The organism is Paractinoplanes aksuensis (assembly GCF_024137025.1).
Classification (GTDB): Bacteria; Actinomycetota; Actinomycetes; order Mycobacteriales; family Micromonosporaceae; genus Actinoplanes; species Actinoplanes aksuensis.
On the sequence record NZ_JAMYJR010000009.1, the window covers coordinates 35,935 to 55,014 of the forward strand.

A 19,080-nucleotide genomic window follows, 5' to 3' on the forward strand; every position below is an offset into this window, starting at 1 on the left:
TGTCTGGCATCCCTGCCACTGTCGGCCATGGGCGACCACGACGAAGCTCTATGTCATGGCTATCGCAATCGCAATCTTCTTCCTGGTCATCCTCGCCTTCGCCATCGCCGGCCGCACCGCGGACACACGCGACAGCGCCGACTGGAAGCCTTCCGACGGCGGCTTCCGCCACACGTGACAGACGGTGGGGCGGCCCGCCAGCCGCCCCACCGGTTCTAGCCGAGAATCGAGACCGGCCGCGGCGAAACAACCGGCGGCCGCTGCTTGCCGGCGGACAGCGTTGCCGGCAGAGGCTCGGTGAACGGCTGCGGCGCGTCCGAGCACACCTTGCCGTCCTTGGGCGCCGTGCCCGTCAACAGGTAGTTGTCGATCGTCGTGGTGGCACAGACCCCGGCGCCGTACGCCGTGTGTCCCCAGTTGTTGCTGGAGAGCAGCCGGGCGTTCGGGGCCAGCTTGTCCGACGACACCGCGCCGCGGTAGTTGGTCGCCGGGTCCCAGTAGTTGCCGACGATCAGGAACGGCTTGGCCGTGCGCTTGGTGAACGGCCCGGTGTACGCGTTCTTGTCGCGCACGGTCCAGGTCTTGCTCGCGCACTGGCTGTCGATCCAGCCCCACGAACGCCCGAAGTACGGCGCCTCGCGGTCCCGGCGGTCGACGGCGGCCGGCCACGACTCGGCGCGGGCCGGGTGCGTGCCGTCGGTGCAGATCACGGTGCTGCCGGCTTCGAGGCCGTTGTCGTACGGGAAGTCGTAAGCCCGCGCCGACTTGGCCGCCTTCACCCGCTGCAGCAGCGGAGCAGTCGTGCCCCCGGCCTGCGCAGCGGCGACCTCGGCGGCCAGTGCGGTGACGTCCTCGCCCGCCGTGGTGCCGTAGAGCGCACCGAGAATCGCGCTGACGAACACGGCGTAGGTGACCTTGATCGTGCCGCCCGCGCCGTCGGGGAACTCGACCGGCTTCGTCTTGAGCCCGTTGGCCACCTGGGCGAAGCGCTTGACCGGGTCGCCCGCGGCGAACACGCACTTGGTCTCGCCGGCCTTGTCGCAGCGCTTCAAGATCTCGATCAGCGCCTTGTAGGCCCCGTCGCTCGACCGCAGCCGCTGGTCGAGGATCTGCTTCGAGTTCTTGCCGACCCAGGCCGTCGGGTCGAGCACACCGTCGACGACGAGCGCGCGGAACCAGTCGGGGTACATGTTCGCGTAGTACTGACCCAGCGCGCTGCCGTAGCTGAAGCCCAGGTAGCTGAGCTTCTTGTCACCCACCGCGCGGCGCACCATCTCCATGTCGCGGGCCACCTCGGCCGTCGACGAGTTCGCGGTGAGCGGTTTGCCCGTGGTCGAGCAGGCCTGGCCCAGCTTCTTGGAGCCGGCGACGTAGTTGCGCTCCTCGGCCGCGGTGACCGGGAACGGGACGTTCATCAGGTCGAGCACCGCGGTCTGGGCGCGGACCGACTTGAAGCACTTGACCTGCTCGCTGGCCCCGATTCCGCGCGGGTCGACGCCGACGACGTCGAAACGCTCGAGCAGGCTGTCGCTGAGGAACTCGGGGGGCGAACAGGGCGAACTGGGTGGACGACCCGCCCGGCCCGCCGGGGTTCACGAACAGGCTGCCGATCTTCTTGGCCTGGTTGCGCGCCTTGACCCGCAGCACCGCGATCTCGGTCTTGGGACCCTTGGGCTTGGCGTAGTCGAGGGGCAGCTTGACGGTGGCGCACTCGGCGATCTCGTAGCACTTGTACCAGCCGAGTTCGGGCGTGGGCACCGCGTCGGTCAGCACCCGCGGCGCACCGGCGGAGGCGGGCGCGACGCCCACCCCCGGCCAGGACGATTCCGGCGAGCGCGGCGGTGAACAGTCGCTGTTTCTTCAACGGCATTCGGGCGACCCTTCTGCAGTTGGGATCGCGGCCTCGTCGCCGCGACCCCAGGCATTCCAGGAAGTCGATGCACGCCCGCCCGGTCCGCGATTTTTCGCATCGGTAAGGCGCACAAGCCGTCAGGGGGGTGACATCCGCGCCCGCCGGTTTGGCAAAGTGGACGGATGCTCACCGACGTGGACCTGCCGGCGCCCGGATTGCTGTGGACGCGCTGGGCGACGCTCTCCGCCGCGCTGACCGGCATCGGCTACGCCGACGTCTGGTTCGTCGACGAGCGCGGCGCGCACCACGACGACCACGGTGGCAGCTGGGCCCGGCTGGCCCTGGTCGAGGGCGCGCGGGCGGTGCTGTTCGGTTACGACCGCGACCACAGCGCCACGGTCGCCGCCGACCCGCCGATCGATCTGCTCACCGGCGCCCCCGAGTGGCTGCCGTGGGACGACCTGACCGCGCTGGCCGAGGCCGACCGGCTCGGCTTCGTCGTGTGGCACGCCGAGGGCCGCTGGTCCCGCACCCGCTACCGCGACGGCCTGGGCGACGGGCTGACCCACACCGTGGCCCCGGTGCTGAGCACCGAGGCCACCCTGCAGGAGCTGGCCGAGGTCGTCCACGAGTGGGGTCAGCACGAGCTGCGGACGCCGGCCGAGCGCGACGAGGTCCGCGACGCGAGCGAGAGCCTGCTCACCGCGGCCGTCCGGGGCGAGGTCAGCGGCGCGTCCTTCGAGCGGCTGCTGGGCCGGCTGACCGAGCCCGCGCTCGACCTGCGGTCGGCGCTGTTCACGGCGGGCCGCGGCGGCATCACTTCCGGCACTCGGCCGCCGCGCATCGCGCCCGGCGAGCGCCCGCCGATGCGCCGGGTGCGGCGGCTCAGCCAGGGCGAGCACGACCGTCTGGTCTGGGCGGCCATGCAGGACGCGACCGAGCTCGGCCGGCCCGATCCGCCCGGCACGGACGAGCTCGAGGCGCTGGCCACCTGGATGCGCGAGCGCTCACCGCACCAGGACGGCCGCTGCACGGTGCTGGTCTATGCCGACGCGACCAGCCTGAGCGTGCAGGGCGGCAAGTACCCGCCCGCCGACCGTCCCGACGACCCCCGGTTCGGCACGTTCCAGCAGATCAGCGAGTTGGTGCGGCGTCTGCGCCGGGCCGAGGCCGATCCCCGGTACGGGCGGTGGCTGTTCCTGCGCGTGCAGACCACCCCGACCGCGGTCCTGGTCGAGCGCCGCTACGACTCGTGGCCCAAGTGGTGGGCCGACGACGGCGTCTCCGGCCCGTGGCGCACCAACCTGCACGAAGAGATGGAGGGCCGGCCCGTCTCGTGGCGCCCGGACTGGACCCGGCTGCTCGACCCCGAGGTCGCCTACCGCCCGGCCGGTTAGCGGGCTTTGCCCTCGCTGAGCAGCCCGACCGACTTGGCCAGCCGACGGGCCCGGGTCTCGGCCGTCTTGGCCCCGGTGAGCTGGTCGACGTGGTAGCGCTGGTTCGAGAACGAGAGCGTGGCCCAGAAGTCGCGGGCCGCGGGCTCGGCCTCGAGCGCGGCCCGCAGGTCGTCGGGGACCTCGATCGCGCGCGGGGCCGCGTCCAGTTCGACCTCGACGTCGTACGTCTCGCCGCCGCTGACCCCGGCCGCCTCGCGGCGCTCGGAGCTCACGCCGAGCCAGTAGCTGCCGCCCATCTTGGCGATCGACGAGCGGAACGTGAAGCCGTTCAGCACGACCACGACCTTGGGCCGGCCACCACCGCCGAGCTCGCTGACGAACTCGTCGGGCACCTGGAAACCGGTGGTGTTGCCCCCCGTGCGCTGCAGCTCGGCGCGAAGTTTCATGGCCGTCAGCCTAGTGGCTCCTCGACCAGCTCGGACCACTCCGTGACCAGCGGGATCAGCTCGCCGGCGGCCCACAACGGCAGCTGGTCGAGGTGGTGCGGCGAGTCCGGGTCGCCCGAGGCGCCGAACGGCACGACCCAGCGGCTGCGCTGCCGGTCGGCGATGTCCCACACGTAGCGGGCGACCGGGCCGTTCGAGCACCGGTCGGTCACGCCCGGCCAGCTGACCAGGCAGAGCACCGAGTCGCGTTCCCCCGAGAGCTCGGTGCGCGGGATCTCGGTCCGCGAACCCGGCAGGCGTACGGGATCGAGCAGGTGCCGCTCGCCCCAAGGCCCCGATTCGATCGTCGCCGGGTCGACCACCTCGGCCGCGGTCAGCCCCAGCCCGGCCAGCACACCGTCGAGCACCGAGCCGATCCGGACGCGCGGATCGGTCCAGCCGTCGAAGAGCGGGTCGAAGCCCGTGGGTTCCATCAGCGGCTTCAGCGCCGGGTGGTCGTGCAGCCGCCGCGCGATCGCGAACCGCCAGGCGGCCCGTCGCCCGGCCTCGACGCTGCCGGCCGGCATCGACGTGTCCATGTGGATGCGCTGCGCGGGCACACCCTCGGCGATCAGCTCACGGATCCGGTCAGCCCGGGCTTTCGAGGCAAAAGCGTTGCCGTACGCCTCCGTGTCCGGCCGCCGGTCGTTCGCGTTCACGGCCACGCCGTCCACATCGACCCGGGTCATCGGCACGTGGCCCGGCTCCCAGGCGTACGTCTGATCCCAGGCCGGCACCGGAACGCGGCCGTTCCGCTTGTCCCGCACCGGCACCCGCCCCACGGTGAGCTGCAGGACCCGTCCCGTGGTGTCGGCCGTGAGGATGCTGTTGACCGGCTCGACCCAGCGCTCGAGAGCGGCCGCCACATCGTCCACGGTGGACGCGTGCAGCAACGGCAGCAGCGCGCCGAACCCCAGATCGAAGTCGGCCCGGGTCGGCGTACGCAGGCTCAGGTTGCCGTCGATGATCGGCCCACGGGCGGTCTCGACCACCTCGACCAGCTCGCTGCCCCCGCCGCGGACGGGAATCGTCTCGGTGTGCACCTCGGCCGGTTCCCAGCCGCCCGGCCCGCGGGCCTGCACCCCCGAGGGCGTACGCCGGAGCTCTTCGACAAAGAGGTCTTGATAATCGGCCATGGCGTTGGTGACCGCCCACGCCACCCCGCCCGCGTGCCCGAAATGCTGCACGCCCGGGACGCCGGCGAAGGTCAGCCCGGCCACGTCGAACTCCTGACACGAGAGCCGGATCTGCTGGTAGACGCCGGGCAGCTCGATCCGCCGGTGCGGGTCGCCGGCGATCAGACCCGGCACGGCCCACGCGTTGCTGCCGGAACTGGCCGCGGACTCGGCCGCGAACCACCCGACCGCCTCGGGCCCCAGGGTCCGCTCGACGTGCGAGTTCCACATCTTGCTGGGAAAACTGGCGAACATGAGGTGCCGGGCCAGGAAGACGCCCAGCGACGACCAGGGGTGCCAGACCAGGCCTTCGGCCCGAACCCCTTCGGCGTACGCCCGGAGCCACTCCCTCGTACGCGGGTCGAGGTTGATGAAACAGCGGCGGGCGGTGTCGTCGATCCGGGCCCGGCGCGCGAACCTGTCCCAGCCCAACCCGTCCGGCCCGATCAGCTCGGACAGCAGCCCCTCGGACTTTCGGCGCTCGACGTCGATCTGCTCCCGGCGGTCGCGGGCCGTCACCCGCCCCTGCAGGAACGCCAGCTCGTCGACCGTGTCCGCCCGCAGATGAGGAACGCCGTACCCGTCCCGGAAAACCCGCATCCCCCATCCTCTCCTGCCACTCGACGGCCGGGCGACCCCGGACCCGCCACGGCCTACCGATATCAGTATCGATAGTGATATAGTTCGGCGGTGGACATGGCGAGAGACCGTTGGGCCGAGCTGGCGCTGCATCCGGTGCGGATCCGGATCCTGCGGGCGCTGGCCGGCACCCGGCTGACCACGCACGACCTGGTCGCACTGCTGCCCGACGTCCCGCACGCCACGCTGTACCGGCACCTGGCCACGCTGGCCAAGGCCGGCCTCATCGAGGTCGTCGACCAACGCAAGATCCGCGGCGCCGTCGAGCGGGTCTACGCGCTGCCGGCCCAGGGCGCCACCCTCGACGCGGACGCCCTGCGCACGGCGACGCCCGACGACCACGGCCGCTACTTCACCGCGTTCGTGTCGAGCCTGCTGTCCGAGTTCTCCCGCTACGTCGCCCGCGACCACGTCGACTTCGCCGCCGACGGGGCGGGATATCAGCAGATCATGCTGCACCTGACCGACGCCGAGCTGGCGAAGTTCGCCGCCGACCTCAACCAGGTCATCGCCCCGCTGCTGGCCCACGGGCCGGGCCCGGGCCGGGTCGCGCGCCTGTTCGCCACCGTCCTGCTGCCGACCGACCAACCGCCGGAGGGCGACTCCGGCCCGGGGAGAGGAAGTGCCTGATGGCATCCATCACCGTCACCGGCGACATCATCGAGATCCGGTTCACCGGATGGGAACGGCTCTGGACCGGCCGGCAGCGGCTGGCGATCCCGGTCGCCGCGGTGCGGCAGGCGTCGGCCGTGGCCGAGCCACTCGGGTTGGCCCGCGGCGCCCGGCGCGGACTCGCGGTGTCCGGCTTGCTCAAGGTCGGTGTGTGGGGACTGTTCGGCGGCACCCGCCAACTCGTGGCAGCGCGCCGGGGTGAGCCGGGGCTGCACCTGATCCTGAGCGCCGGCCAGGAGTTCGACGAGATCGTGATCTCCGACCCGGCCGGGGCCCGCCACGCCGGCACGATCGCCCGCGCGACGGCCGGTCGCACGTGAACGGCCGCCCCCTGACGATCGAGGTATCGCGACTGAGCAAGCGGTACGGCCCGGTGGCCGCTGTGCGGGATTTGAGCTTCACCGTCGAGCCGGGTGTGGTCACCGGATTTCTGGGGCCGAACGGCGCCGGCAAGACCACCACGATGCGCATGCTGACCGGGCTGGTCTCGCCCACGTCCGGCACCGCGACGATCGGCGGCCGGCCCTACCGCCGGCTGCGGCAGCCGTCGCGGGCGGTCGGCGCCGTGTTCGACGCGAGCGCGTTCCATCCTGGACACACGGCCCGCGACCACCTTCGGGTGTACGCCGCGATGGGCGGCTACCCGGACGGCCGGGTCACCGAACTGCTCGAGCTGCTCGACCTGGCCGGGGCGGCCGACCGCCGTACGCACGGATTCTCGACCGGCATGCGTCAGCGGCTCACCCTGGCCACCGCGCTGCTCGGCGACCCCCGCGTGCTGCTGCTGGACGAGCCGAGCAACGGGCTCGACCCCGAAGGCGTGCGCTGGCTGCGCGGCTTCCTGCGCCGCCTGGCCGACGAGGGCCGCACGGTGCTGATCTCGAGCCACGTGCTGCACGAGATGCAACAGCTGGTCGACGACGTGGTGGTGATCCGGCGCGGCGAGCTGGTCGCCGCCGGCCCCTGGTCGCAGCTGGCCGGTCCCCCGGCCGTGCTGGTGAGGTCGCCCGACGCCGACCGGCTGATCACCGCCCTGCACGGCCATCGGGTCGAAACTGTCGAGCCCGGCCGCCTGCGGGTGCACGGCCTGGACGCGCCGGCCGTGGCCGGCCTGGCCGCCCGCCACCAGGTGCGGGTGCACGAACTGGTCGCCGAGAACACCAGCCTGGAAGAACTCTTCCTCGACCTGACCAGCGACAAGGCGGCCACCCCATGAACCTGCTCCGAGCCGAGTTCCGCCGCCTGCTCGCCACCCGCATGTGGCGCGGGCTGCTGCTCGCCGCCGCCCTGCTGGGCGGCGGCCTGATGGGCGCGATGGCCCTCGTCGGCCCGCAGAACTTCAGCCCGCCCATGCCCGGCCTGGACACCGGGACGGGCGTGCGTTCGCTGCTCGGCTTCCTCGGCTACACCGCTTTCGTACCGGCGGCCGTCGGCGCCCTGGCCGTCACGTCCGAGTATCGGCACCGCACGGCCGCGGTGACGTTCCTGTTCGCTCCCCGCCGCGGCCAGGTGCTCGCGGCCAAGCTCGCCGCCTTCGGCGGGGCCGGTCTGGCGTACGGGGTGATTCTGGCCGGCACCGCGGCCGGGGCCCTCTTCGGCGTCGCCGCCATCCGGGGCATCTCGCTCGGTCTGCCCACCGGCACGGTGCTCGGGCTGCTGGCCCGCGTCGGCCTGGCCATGGTGGTGTTCCTGCTGATCGGGGTCGGCGTGGGGGCGCTGCTGCGCAACCAGGTCGCGGCCCTGAGCGTGGTGATCGGCTACCTCTACCTGGGCGAGCCGCTGCTCATGATGATCCCGGGCGTCAACCGCCTCTACCCGGTGCTGCCGGGCGGGGCCACGGCCGCCCTGACCGACTTCACCTACCTGGCCGACGCGATCTCCCAAGAGGTCGGCAGCACCGCCGTCCACCTGCTACCCCCGGCCGGCGGCGCCCTGCTGCTCACCGCCTACGCCCTGACCGCCGCCCTGCTGGCCACCATCCTGACCCTGCGCCGCGACATCACCTGACGCAGGCGAGCTTGCGATCTATTTTGAACGCCATGATTGACGAGGTCTGGACCCTGCACCGACGCGATGACGACCTCTTGCTGGCCGAGCTAAGCGTGACCGACCAGGACTTTCCGTGGCTGTATGCCCGGGTCGAGCCCCGGGGCGGTCTCGACGACCTGCGTCCCCTGTTCGCCGAGGAGTTGCGCCTGCTGGAACAGGTGGAAGCCTGGGAGGCGGCCTACGACGCGATCTCGGCCGCGGTGACCTTGCGCTATCCCGACGGCCAGGTCGTCCCCGAATTCCTGCTGCACCTGGAGGGCGATGAGGCTTGGTGGCGCTGGATCGACGACCGCGCTCACGAGTAGCCACAGCCCCGCGCTCAAGAGTCCGCGGGGGCCGGCGTTCTCTCCGGAAACGGCAGTGCCCGGCAGACACCCGGGCTAGCGTGAGCGCGGTGGAGTCAGCCATGGGCACGAATCCGCAGCTGGTCGAACTGACTCCGGCTTTCCTGACTCGGCTACGCCGCGTCGCTGCCTGGGCGATGGTCGTCATGCTGACGTGCGCCCTTCCTCCTTCTCCGGCTCATGCGGCTCCCGCCGGTGTCGAGGGCGAGGTTCATCTTCGGAATCTCACGTTGCCGGCTGACGGGAGCACCGTCGAGGAGATCCTGTCCCCGCTCCTGTTCGCCGACGAGCAGGGTTGGGCCGACAGCGTCACCCTCACCATCGACACGTCCCAGGTGGGTGTGGCCGTGGTGAAGGTCGTCGACTCGTGGTCTGCGGCGAAATGCTCGAGCGGCCCGGTCGTACGGTGTGTTCTGCCGGGTCCGCACCGCGTCTTCGAGCGGCCCAAGGACGATGGCGCGTACGGCTATGTGACCTTTGGCTCGGTGCCGTTGAGCCTTATCCCGAAGCCGGGCGTGTCGATCGGTGACACGGGCACCCTGTCCGTCGCGACGAAGGTCGACGACGGACCGGCGACCATCGAGACCTCCACCGTCCGCATCGGCGAGGCCGTCAATCTGACCGCGGTCGACGAAGAACCGCAGACGGTGGCTCCCGGCGGCGCCGTGACTCTGCGACCCAAGGTGCGTAACACAGGTCCGACGCCGGTCGACGGCCTGACCGCCGTAATCAGCGCTGATCCGGGTGCTCTGGCCGGCACGAACTTCAGCAATTGCACGTACGGCTACGCCGTTGCCTGCACCTTCGACACGACAATGGCCGCGGGATCCACGTACGGCATGGCCGCACCGATCACACTGCGGGTGCCCGGCGATGCGGCGGGGGCCAGCCAGACGATGGTGGGCGTGCAATGGATGACCGCCGCCGAGTGGGAGGACTGGCTGGCCGACTACGGTGAGCTGCCGCAGGATCGCGCCGGCACCGGGCCCGAACTCGAACTCGAGGAAATGGCCGTGTCAGCGGCCGGCGCGCCGCAGGCCGACACCGACCACGACGACAACGGCTCGTACACGACGGTCACCGTCTCCGGCCGGCGCACCGACCTGGTGGCCGTCGGCGCGACTGTCCCGGGCACGGCCGCTGAACACACCTTCTCGGTCGGGCTGGTCAACCAGGGTCCGGGCACTTTGCGATACCCACCCTTCTCGAACAATGTCGGCAGCGTACGCGTGACCCTGCCCGCGCCGATGTCAGTCATCGTGGCCGATGACCGCTGCCGGTCGGAATCCGGCGACCTCGATCCGCCGCCCTCGTCCGCGCCCGATGAGCCGCCCTACTACGGCCCTCCGGTGTTCTCCTCACACTGCGGCCGATCGGCCTACGGCCCGCGGAACGTGTCATGTTCACCTTCACGGTTCGGATCACCCCGGCCACCCGTGACGAGGAAGGATCAATGCGGTTCTCCTTGTACGACTACGGTGAGGTCGAAGTCGATCGCGACCCGGGCAACAACGAAGCCGCGATCAGGGTGACCGGAACCGGCCGGGCGCCGGAGCTGCCCATCACCGGCACCATCGCGGCTTTCATCACCAGCAGCGGCATCATCTTCCTGCTGCTCGGTACAGTGATCGTCGCGACAGCGCGCCGTCGCGCCACGCGCGTCGATGTCGCTCGCCCCGGGCGTGCCCATCAAAGGTGATCCCGGCGAGCGCCCGCCGGACACGTTTGTCACGTTCGTTCCGGACGAGCGGGACCCGTCGTGGGACGGTGTGTGGGACCCCGAGGTTGAGCTGCCGCCCGCGGTGTTCCTGTGGCGTTACTTCCAGGTCCGGGTGACCTTTCGGATGGGCGGCGTCGACCTCAGTCAGAGCATGGACAGCATTCCCGTGAGCGTCCTGATTTCGCCCTGATGCTGCGGGCGGCGGTGGCCATGCTGCGGCGTGCGAACAGCTCGGAGATCGGGTTGTCGGATCGTGGTGACCAGTGGTGGTTCACGCGGAAGGCCGGAGTGGTCACGCGCGGATCCGAGGCCCGCTCGACCGGGGCTGGGTCGAAGCGTCGTGCCCGGCCGGGGAATTCGAGCAGCTAGCGGAGGTCTGTGTGGCCGATGCTTTGCGGCTGCTGTTCTGGAAGCAGCCTGCGCTTGAGCAGAACGCCTATCTGCGAACCCTGACCCGCCGGGGTGTCAGCCGCTGAGCAGGGCGCGCAGGCGCAGGGTGTCGGCGACGGTCCAGCCGGGTGGGGGTGCGAGGGCGGCCCAGCCGTCGACCGCGCCGGATTTGTAGACGTGGCCGTGGCCGACCGGGGCCTTGTTGGCGAAGAGCAGGTCGACGGTGGTCTGCCAGAACGTGATGACCGGGTACCAGTGCATGTCGGGGGTCACGTCGGGGCCTCGTTGGCCTTTCAGCCAGTCGGGTTTGTGCCACAGCAGGCTGGGGCTCCACCAGACGACCGGGTCGGAGGAGTTCTGCATGTAGACGACCTTGCGGGGGAGGCCGGTCAGGTCGCGCAGTTCGTGGGACTCCGACGAGAACTCGACCGGCAGGCGGGGGTAGACCGGGTCCCAGACGGGGCTGCCGGGGGCGCGGTCGGCCGTCAGGCGGCGGTGGATCGGGTTGGCGAACATCGGGCCCTCGAGCAGGATGCCGTCGGCCCCCTCGACCATGGCCTCGGCCGTACCGAAGGTCTTTTCCGTGCCGTACGTGCCCAGACTTTCGCCGAAGATCAGGAGCTTGGGGCGGTGGGTCGCGGGCATCGCGGCCCACCGTTCGCGGACGGCGCCGATCAGGGCCGAGGCCGCGTCCACCACCTTGGTGCGGTCGACGGCGAACGAGATCCAGCTCGGCAGGTAGCTGTACTGCATCGACACGAGGGCCGTGTTGCCGCCGTACATGTACTCCAGCGAGCTCGGCACGTCGTTGTCGACCCAGCCGGTGCCGGTGGGGGTGAAGACCGCGATGACCGCGCGGTCCCAGGCGTGGGTGCGGTCCATTTCCCGTACGACCAGGGCCGCTCGATCCTCGACCGTGTCGGCCGAGGAGAGGCCGGCGTAGATGCGTACCGGATCTTCCGCCGCGCGGCCGGTGAACGCGCTGAGGCGGTCGACGGAGGGTGCCTTGGTCACGAAGTTGCGGCCCTGGCGGCCCAGCGAGTCCCAGGTGATCAGCGAACTTCGGCTGCCTGAGCGCAGGGCCGAGGCCGGCTGGACGACGCCGTTGCCGGTGCCGCTGTCGGTTATCGCGGCCGAGCGGTCGGCGCTCGAGAACACCTTGCTGACCAGGATGCCGTCGAACGCGGTGTAGCTGAGCAGGGTCACCACCACGAAACCGGCGCAGTACGCCGCCGATTCGGGCACGAGGCGGCCGAACAGGCGGGCGAAGCCGTGGGCGGCCAGCCGCAGGCAGCGGGCCAGCAACAGCAGCGCCCCGAACGTGATGAGGCTGATTCCCACCGTACGGATGAGGTCGTATTCCTGCTGGGGCGGCATGCCGAGGCGGACGCGCAGGTCGCGCTGCCACCGGGCGCCCAGCCACAGGAACAGCAGGATCAGCGGGGGGACCAGCACGAACAGCACCCGCCAGGCGATCCGCTCGACGCGGCGCGACGGCCACCAGCGCAGACGGACCACGGCCCCGATGGCTGTCCCCCCGGCGTACCCGAAAGAGGCGGTGAGGCCGGCGACGACCCCTTGCAGGAACCAGGACCTCGGCAGCAGGGACGGCGTGTAGGTGAGGCAGTAGAAGACGGCGCACAGGCCGATGCCGGTGATGCTCAGCCCGCAGCGGACGACCCGGCGGCGCGGGACGACAGTCGGCGCGGTGGCCGACGAGATGACCCGGCGCTGGACGGGAATCAAGGGGGCCGGTAACACCACTTTGCGCATCGGCTCCCCCGCCCCTCGCCACCGCCGTCGATATGCGTGACCCGCGCGCCACCGAAGGTTACGTTGACCCGATGGCAGGATCTTCCGTTCGCACCCGGGCCGCAAGCGCGTTCGAGGCCCTGCTTCCATCTTTGACCGCCGACGCCACCGAAAGGCTGGGCCGATCGGAGGGACTTGCGTTCATTGCCCGTTTGGCCACGTCGCTACTCGACATCTACGAGCCGTTGGAAGTTGTGTACGGCACAGCCGAGCTGAACGACCTGGTAGCGGTCGCGCTCGAGGCGGCTGGTGAGCGACCGATCGCTCTGCGTGATCTCGATCGGCGGCGGGAGATCGACCCGCGCTGGTACCAGCGGGCCCGCCAGGTCGGGTACGTCTGTTATGCCGACCGCTTCGCCGGGTCGCTTCATGCGGTGGCCGACAACTTGGACTATCTGGACGAGCTCGGCGTGACGTATCTGCACCTTATGCCCTTGCTCGAACCGCGGCCGGGCGAGAACGACGGCGGGTACGCGGTGCGCGACTACCGGGCCGTGGATCCGCGGCTGGGCACGATGGACGACCTCAGCGCACTGGCCGGCCGGCTCCACGAGCGCGGCATGAGCCTCTGCGTCGACCTGGTGCTGAACCACACGGCCAAGGAACACGCGTGGGCCGAGGCGTGGCGGGCGGGCGATCCGGCGTACGCGGATTTCTACATGTCTTTCCCCGACCGCGAGATGCCGGACGCGTACGAGCGCACGATCGTGCCGGTCTTCCCGGACCGCGCGCCCGGCTCGTTCACCAAGTTCGCCACCGGTGAAGGTGACAAGTGGGTCTGGACCACGTTCTGGAGCTACCAGTGGGACCTCAACTGGGCCAGCCCGAACGTTTTCCGGGCCATGCTCGAGACGATCCTGTGGCTGGCCAACCGGGGTGTCGACGTGTTCCGCCTCGACGCCGTGCCGTTCCTCTGGAAGCGGCTCGGCACGACCTGCCTCAACGAGCCCGAGGTGCACCGGATCGTGCAGGCGCTGCACGCGCTGGTCCGGGTGGCCGCGCCGGGCGTGATCTTCAAGGCCGAGGCCATCGTGGCCCCCGACGACCTGGTGCCCTACCTGGGCGGGCACGACCGCTACCGGCCCGAGTGCGAGCTGGCCTATCACAACCAGCTCATGGTCATGCTGTGGAGCAGCCTGGCCACCAAGGACGCGCGGCTGATGGCCCAGTCGCTGGCCCGGATGAAGCCGATCCCGGCCGAGGCGACGTGGGTCAGCTATGTGCGCGGGCACGACGACATCGGCTGGGCGATCAGCGCCGAGGACGCGTCGGCGGTCGGCTGGGACTGGTGGAACCACCGCAATTTTCTCAACTCGTTCTTCTCGGGTCGCTTCGGCGGCTCGTACGCCCAGGGTGCCCTTTTCCAGGAGAATCCGGTCACTGGGGACGCGCGGATCTCGGGCTCGGCGGCCTCGCTGTGCGGGATAACGGACGATCCGGCGAGCTGGCCCGACGGCGTGCGGCGGCTGCTCCTGTTGCACTCGGTGGCATTTGCGTACGGCGGCATCCCGCTGATCTACATGGGCGACGAACTCGCGATGCGCAACGACGAGTCGTACCGCGACGACCCGGCCCTCGCCGACGACAACCGCTGGATGCACCGGCCGCACATGGACTGGGCGGCCGCCGAGCGCCGGCACGACCCGAAAACGCTCGAGGGTCAGGTCTTCGCCGGTCTGCGCGAGCTCATCGCCGCCCGCAAGGACCTGCTGGCCCTGCGCGGCGGGGGCGAGACCGCGGTCGTCGGGGTCGACAACGGACACGTCTTCGCGTGGCGCCGGCGGCATCCGCGCAGCGGCACGTTCGTCGGGCTGGCCAACTTCAGCGAGCACGAGCAGACGGTCGAGGCGGCGGCGATCGGGCACTACGGCTGGCTGGAGACGGCGGTGAGCAGTGACGGCCCTCTCGTCGTACGGGAAGGAAGGGCTCACCTGCCCGCGCTCGGGTTCGTCTGGCTGATCGAGCGGTGAATTCCGTTCAGTAAGGCGCGCGGCTGCCGACAAGAAAGTCATGCGGCTGCGCAACTGGATCGCCGTAGTGGTCGGCGTGGTGTTGCTGGCTGCTGCGGGCACTATCGGCTTCCTGGTCAACCGGTCGGCGCTGCAGGCGGCCGACGAGGTCCACCTGGCCGACTCCCGGGCTCTGGCCGTCAACAACAGCACCCTCGTGGGCCGGCTGCAGCTGCTGTCGGCGGGCGAGATCGGCGACTTCCTCGGTGAGAACGCCCTGCACCTCGGGCCGGGCAACGTCGCCGACCGGGCCATGCTGCGCACGTTCGCCGCCAAGAGCAACACCTTCAAGTACGGGGCCCTGCTCGTCGACCTGGACGGCCGCGTCATCAACAGCTCGCGCACCACCGGCGTGCCCGCGGCCGGCCACACCGGCTGGAAGCCGCTGTTCACGATGCTCAAGAGCGGGTCCAAGGCGGGCTTCTCGTCGATCATGGTGGTCGACGGCACGTACCTCGAGGCGGTCGGTGTCCCGGTGATGGTCGGTGGCGCCCCGGCCGCCGTGCTGGTCGGGCTGAACGACGTGGCCACGACCGACCTGCAGCAGTACACGGTGACGCTCAGCTCGGACGTGCACCAGACGGCCGTGATCGACAGCACCGGCACCATCGCGGCCACCAACCGGACGAAGGAACTGGGCGCCCAGATCGACCCGGCGATCCGCCGGGCCCTGGCCGCCCAGCCCACGGGCAGTTTTGTCGAGTACACCACCGTGGCCGGCACCGAGATGGTCGCGATCACGGTCGGCGGCCTGCCCGGCGGCTGGTCCTACGTGCGGGCCCAGACCAAGAAGTCGTTCGACGGCGTGGTCCACACCAAGAGCCAGACGCTCAACCTGACGATGGGCGCCATGCTGCTGATCGGCGTGCTGGCGATGTTCGTGCTCGGCTACCGCACCCAGATCCAGCGCCGGCGGGCCGACGAGCGCTTCCGGGCCCTGTTCCAGCACGCTCCCGACCTGGTGTCTGTGCTCAGCGCCAACGGCACCATCGAGTACTCGAGTCCGAGCGCCGCCGCCGTTCTCGGCTACGACGAGGGTGTGCTGGTCGGCACCAGCGTCTTCGATCTGGTGCACCCGGACGACCAGAAGCACATGCATGACCAGTTCAGCCGGCTTCTGGCCAAGCGCGAGGACCTCCTGCGCCTGCAGTGCCGGGTGCGCTCGGCGGCGGGCGTCTTCCGCTGGTTCGAATTCACCGCGTCCAACCAGATGCACAACCCGGCGCTGCACGGCATTGTCATCAACGCCCGCGACATCAGCGAGAACCGTGCCTTTCAGGAGCGCCTGGCCCACGAGGCCACGCACGACGCCCTCACCGGGCTCCCCAACCGCCGCCGTATGCAGGACGAGCTGGGCTCCTCCCTGCGCGAGCAGCCGGTGGCCGTGCTCTTCGTCGACCTCGACGGGTTCAAGCCGGTCAACGACGCCCACGGCCACGAGGCCGGCGACGAGCTGCTGCGGCAGGTCGCGGCCCGGCTCACGGCCTGCGTCCGCGAGTGGGACGTGCTGGCCCGGGTCGGTGGTGACGAGTTCGTGATTCTCATGCCGGGCGTGATCGGGCCGTCCGACAGCGAGGCGATGAGCGCCCGCATCCGGGACGCCCTCACGTCGCCGTTCCTGGTCGGCGGGGTGCAGGTGCAGATCGGGGCCAGCGTCGGCGTGCACCTCGCGGCCGGCGCCACCGATCCGGACGAGGCTCTGCGGGCCGCCGACCACGCGATGTACGCCGTCAAGCACTCGCGGAACCTCGCACCGGCCCGAGCGGGACGGCATCGTGCGGCAGACTGAAGACCCCTCGTCTTCTTCCTGATCGGCGGTGCCGGCGGTGTCCTCCAAGATCCTTTCGCGACGTGACCTCGACTTCCTGCTCTACGAGTGGCTCGACGTCGAGGCCCTCACATCCCGGGACAGGTTCGCCGAGCACTCCCGCGAGACGTTCGACGCCTTCCTCGACGTCTCGGCCCAGATCGCCGAGCGCGACTTCGCCCCGCACAATCGGCGCTCCGACCTCGAAGAACCGACCTTCGACGGCGTACGGGTCTCGGTGATCCCCGAGGTGGCGGCGGCGCTCAAGGTCTTCAACGAGACCGGGCTGCTCAGCGCCACGATGGACTCCTCGGTGGGCGGGCTGCAGATGCCGCACGTCGTGGCCCGGGCCTGCTTCGCCTGGTTCCAGGCGGCCAACATAGCCACGTCTTCGTATTCGCTGCTGACGGCCGGTAATGCCAATCTCTTGCTGACTCACGGGACGTCGGGGCAGATTGACCGTTTTGTGCGGCCGATGCTCGACGGGCGTTTCACCGGCACGATGTGCCTGTCCGAGCCGCAGGCCGGCTCCGCTTTGAGCGACGTGCTTACGCGCGCTACACCGGTTGCTGATGGGACATATCGGGTCACCGGCTCGAAGATGTGGATCTCGGGTGGCGACCACGAGCTGAGCGAGACGATCGTGCACCTGGTGCTGGCCCGGGCCGCGGGCGCGCCGGCCGGGGTCAAGGGATTGTCGCTGTTCATCGTGCCCAAGCACCACGTCGAGCCCGACGGCACGGTCGGCGAACGTAACGGGGTGGCGCTGTCCGGGCTCAACCACAAGATGGGCTACCGCGGCACGACCAACGCTGTGCTCTCGTTCGAGGACGCCACCGGCTACCTGGTCGGGGAAGAGGGCAAGGGCCTGGCCTATATGTTCCAGATGATGAACGAGGCCCGGATCGGTGTCGGCGCGGGCGCGGTGGCGCTGGGCTACACGGGCTACCTGCACGCGCTCGACTACGCGCGGGAACGCACGCAGGGCCGTCCCGTGGCCGACAAAGACCCGCTGGCCCCGCCGGTGCCGATCGTGCGCCACCCCGACGTGCGGCGCATGCTGCTCGCCTCGAAGTCGTACGTCGAGGGCGGAATGGCGTTGATTCTGTACGCGGCCAAGCTGCTCGACGAGCCCTCCGACGAGAACGACCTGTTGCTCGACGTGCTGACCCCGATCGTCAAGGCGTGGCCCTCGCAGTGGTGCCGGCTGGCCAACGACCACGCCATCCAGGTCCACGGCGGCTACGGCTACACCCGCGAGTACCCGGTCGAGCAGTTCTACCGCGACAACCGCCTCAACTCGATCCACGAGGGCACCGACGGCATCCAGGGCCTCGACCTGCTGGGCCGCAAGGTCGTCATGCGCGGCGGGGCCGGCCTCCAGCTGCTGATCGGCCGCATCGTCACCACGGCCGTGGCCGCCCCGGCCGACCTGGGCCGGCCGGTGATCGCGCTGTGCGACCGCCTGGCCGCGACCACCCGCAAGCTGTGGGCCGGCGGCGACCCGACAGCGGCGCTGGCCAACTCCACGGCATACCTGGAAGCAACCGGCCACCTCGTGATCGCCTGGCTGTGGCTCTCCCAGCTCGCGGCGACCGAGGGCAAGGAAGGCCCCTTCTACGAGGGTAAGCGCCTGGCCGCCCGCTACTTCCTCACCCACGAGCTCCCGCGCATCGCCCCCCTGCTCGACCTGCTCGACTCGGGCGACACCCTGCTGGCCGACCTGGACGACGCCGTTCTGGGTTAGGTTGATCTCATGGCCTCTTCGAGCAAGAGCCCGGCGACCGAGGTGGAGGTCGGCGACCTCAAGGTGCGCGTGTCGAACCCCGACCGTGTCTACTTCCCGGAGCTGGGCCTGACCAAGCTCGACCTGGTCCACTACTACCTGTCGGTCGGTGACGGCATCGTGCGGGCGCTGCGTGAGCGCCCGTGCATGCTGCACCGCTTCCCCGACGGCCTGGCCGGCGAAAAGGTGCACCAGAAGCGCGTGCCGCACGGCGCGCCCCCGTGGCTCGAGACGGTGCGGGTGACGTTCCCGCGCTACAACCGCCACGCCGACGAGCTGTGCGTGACGAAGACGGCCGACGTCATCTGGGCCGTCCAGATGTCGACCGTCGAGTTCCACCCGTGGAACTCCCGCCGCGCCGACACCGAGAAACCCGACGAGTGGCGCATCGACCTCGACCCGATGCCCGACTGCACGTACGACCGGGTGCGCGCGGTGGCCGCGGTCGCCCACGAGGTCCTCGACGACCTCGGCATCACCGGCTACCCCAAGACGTCGGGCGGCCGGGGCCTGCACATCTATGTGCGCATCGAGCCGTCGTGGGGGTTCTCCGACGTACGCCGGGCCGCGCTGGCCTTCGCCCGCGAGGTGGAACGCCGCGCCCCCGACGACGTGACGACCACGTGGTGGCGCAAGGACCGCGACCCCGAGAAGCTGTTCGTCGACTACAACCAGAACGCCCGCGACCACACGATCGCCAGCGCCTACTCAGTACGAGGCGTCCCCACCGCGACCGTCTCGACCCCCGTCACCTGGGCCGAGATCCCCGACGCCGACCCACGCGACTTCACCGTCCGCACAGTCCCGGCCCGCTTCGCCGACCTGGGCGACCTCCACGCCACGATCGACGACAAACACCACTCCCTGTCCACCCTGCTCGAATGGGCCGACCGCGACGAAAAAGCCGGCCTAGCCGGCCCCGCCGACGCCGACTCCTGACCCG

Annotated in this window: 18 protein-coding genes; 14 read left to right on the top strand and 4 right to left on the bottom strand. The window is 70.4% G+C overall.

Annotation, left to right across the window (positions count from 1 at the left end; translation table 11 throughout):
- Window positions 1-55 precede the first annotated feature (55 nt).
- Entirely contained in the window at window positions 56-178 is a 123-nt protein-coding gene (locus M1L60_RS46900; protein WP_256516235.1) for a hypothetical protein, read from the top strand.
- A gap of 37 nt (window positions 179-215) precedes the next feature.
- Here M1L60_RS46900 and M1L60_RS09120 read toward each other — a convergent pair whose 3' ends face one another.
- Window positions 216-1,523: an alpha/beta hydrolase gene (locus tag M1L60_RS09120; RefSeq protein ID WP_256516248.1), complete on the bottom strand. Its 1,308-nt coding sequence runs from the start codon at window positions 1,521-1,523 to the stop codon at window positions 216-218.
- A 511-nt stretch (window positions 1,524-2,034) separates the two neighbouring features.
- Between M1L60_RS09120 and M1L60_RS09125 the strand changes: the two genes are divergently transcribed.
- On the top strand, window positions 2,035-3,249 hold the full coding sequence (locus M1L60_RS09125) for a hypothetical protein (RefSeq protein ID WP_253236889.1): 1,215 nt from the start codon (window positions 2,035-2,037) through the stop codon (window positions 3,247-3,249).
- On the opposite strand, the gene M1L60_RS09130 is transcribed toward M1L60_RS09125, so the two are convergent.
- Both M1L60_RS09130 and M1L60_RS09135 read right to left on the bottom strand, forming a co-directional pair.
- On the bottom strand, window positions 3,246-3,695 hold the full coding sequence (locus M1L60_RS09130) for a YdeI/OmpD-associated family protein (protein WP_253236890.1): 450 nt from the start codon (window positions 3,693-3,695) through the stop codon (window positions 3,246-3,248). The two genes, M1L60_RS09125 and M1L60_RS09130, sit on opposite strands and share 4 nt — an antisense overlap.
- A 5-nt stretch (window positions 3,696-3,700) precedes the next feature.
- Window positions 3,701-5,509, bottom strand: a complete 1,809-nt coding sequence (locus M1L60_RS09135) for a penicillin acylase family protein (protein ID WP_253236891.1) — start codon at window positions 5,507-5,509, stop codon at window positions 3,701-3,703.
- 96 nt (window positions 5,510-5,605) lie between these two features.
- On the opposite strand from M1L60_RS09135, the gene M1L60_RS09140 reads away from it, so the two are divergent.
- From M1L60_RS09140 to M1L60_RS09175, 8 genes are all read left to right on the top strand, one after another.
- Window positions 5,606-6,178 (top strand): helix-turn-helix domain-containing protein, encoded by a 573-nt coding sequence (locus M1L60_RS09140; protein WP_253237134.1) that lies wholly within the window; start codon window positions 5,606-5,608, stop codon window positions 6,176-6,178.
- A complete protein-coding gene (locus M1L60_RS09145; RefSeq protein ID WP_253236892.1) occupies window positions 6,178-6,540 on the top strand; it encodes a hypothetical protein in 363 nt (120 codons plus the stop codon). The genes M1L60_RS09140 and M1L60_RS09145 overlap by 1 nt, the downstream gene beginning before the upstream one ends.
- Complete coding sequence (locus M1L60_RS09150; RefSeq protein WP_253236893.1) at window positions 6,537-7,436, top strand: ABC transporter ATP-binding protein; 900 nt, start codon at window positions 6,537-6,539, stop codon at window positions 7,434-7,436. Before M1L60_RS09145 ends, M1L60_RS09150 begins: the two co-directional genes overlap by 4 nt.
- Complete coding sequence (locus M1L60_RS09155) at window positions 7,433-8,227, top strand: ABC transporter permease (RefSeq protein WP_253236894.1); 795 nt, start codon at window positions 7,433-7,435, stop codon at window positions 8,225-8,227. Before M1L60_RS09150 ends, M1L60_RS09155 begins: the two co-directional genes overlap by 4 nt.
- Window positions 8,228-8,259: 32 nt before the next feature.
- Window positions 8,260-8,574 carry a hypothetical protein gene (locus M1L60_RS09160; protein WP_253236895.1) on the top strand — a complete coding sequence of 105 codons (315 nt, stop codon included), beginning with the start codon at window positions 8,260-8,262 and terminating at the stop codon, window positions 8,572-8,574.
- A gap of 101 nt (window positions 8,575-8,675) precedes the next feature.
- On the top strand, window positions 8,676-10,145 hold the full coding sequence (locus M1L60_RS09165; RefSeq protein ID WP_253236896.1) for a hypothetical protein: 1,470 nt from the start codon (window positions 8,676-8,678) through the stop codon (window positions 10,143-10,145).
- Window positions 10,142-10,312 carry a hypothetical protein gene (locus tag M1L60_RS09170; RefSeq protein ID WP_253236897.1) on the top strand — a complete coding sequence of 57 codons (171 nt, stop codon included), beginning with the start codon at window positions 10,142-10,144 and terminating at the stop codon, window positions 10,310-10,312. Before M1L60_RS09165 ends, M1L60_RS09170 begins: the two co-directional genes overlap by 4 nt.
- On the top strand, window positions 10,296-10,523 hold the full coding sequence (locus tag M1L60_RS09175; RefSeq protein WP_253236898.1) for a hypothetical protein: 228 nt from the start codon (window positions 10,296-10,298) through the stop codon (window positions 10,521-10,523). Before M1L60_RS09170 ends, M1L60_RS09175 begins: the two co-directional genes overlap by 17 nt.
- A 275-nt stretch (window positions 10,524-10,798) precedes the next feature.
- Here M1L60_RS09175 and M1L60_RS09180 read toward each other — a convergent pair whose 3' ends face one another.
- Entirely contained in the window at window positions 10,799-12,496 is a 1,698-nt protein-coding gene (locus M1L60_RS09180) for an alpha/beta hydrolase (protein ID WP_253236899.1), read from the bottom strand.
- 191 nt (window positions 12,497-12,687) lie between these two features.
- Between M1L60_RS09180 and M1L60_RS09185 the strand changes: the two genes are divergently transcribed.
- The 4 genes from M1L60_RS09185 to ligD are packed head-to-tail and all read left to right on the top strand — an operon-like array spanning window position 12,688 to window position 19,076.
- Complete coding sequence (locus M1L60_RS09185) at window positions 12,688-14,505, top strand: alpha-amylase family protein (protein WP_253236900.1); 1,818 nt, start codon at window positions 12,688-12,690, stop codon at window positions 14,503-14,505.
- Between the two features lie 40 nt (window positions 14,506-14,545).
- Window positions 14,546-16,333 carry a diguanylate cyclase domain-containing protein gene (locus tag M1L60_RS09190; RefSeq protein WP_253236901.1) on the top strand — a complete coding sequence of 596 codons (1,788 nt, stop codon included), beginning with the start codon at window positions 14,546-14,548 and terminating at the stop codon, window positions 16,331-16,333.
- Between the two features lie 37 nt (window positions 16,334-16,370).
- On the top strand, window positions 16,371-18,098 hold the full coding sequence (locus M1L60_RS09195) for an acyl-CoA dehydrogenase (protein ID WP_253236902.1): 1,728 nt from the start codon (window positions 16,371-16,373) through the stop codon (window positions 18,096-18,098).
- Between the two features lie 9 nt (window positions 18,099-18,107).
- Window positions 18,108-19,076 (top strand): non-homologous end-joining DNA ligase, encoded by a 969-nt coding sequence (gene ligD / locus M1L60_RS09200; RefSeq protein WP_253236903.1) that lies wholly within the window; start codon window positions 18,108-18,110, stop codon window positions 19,074-19,076.
- Window positions 19,077-19,080: the final 4 nt, after the last annotated feature.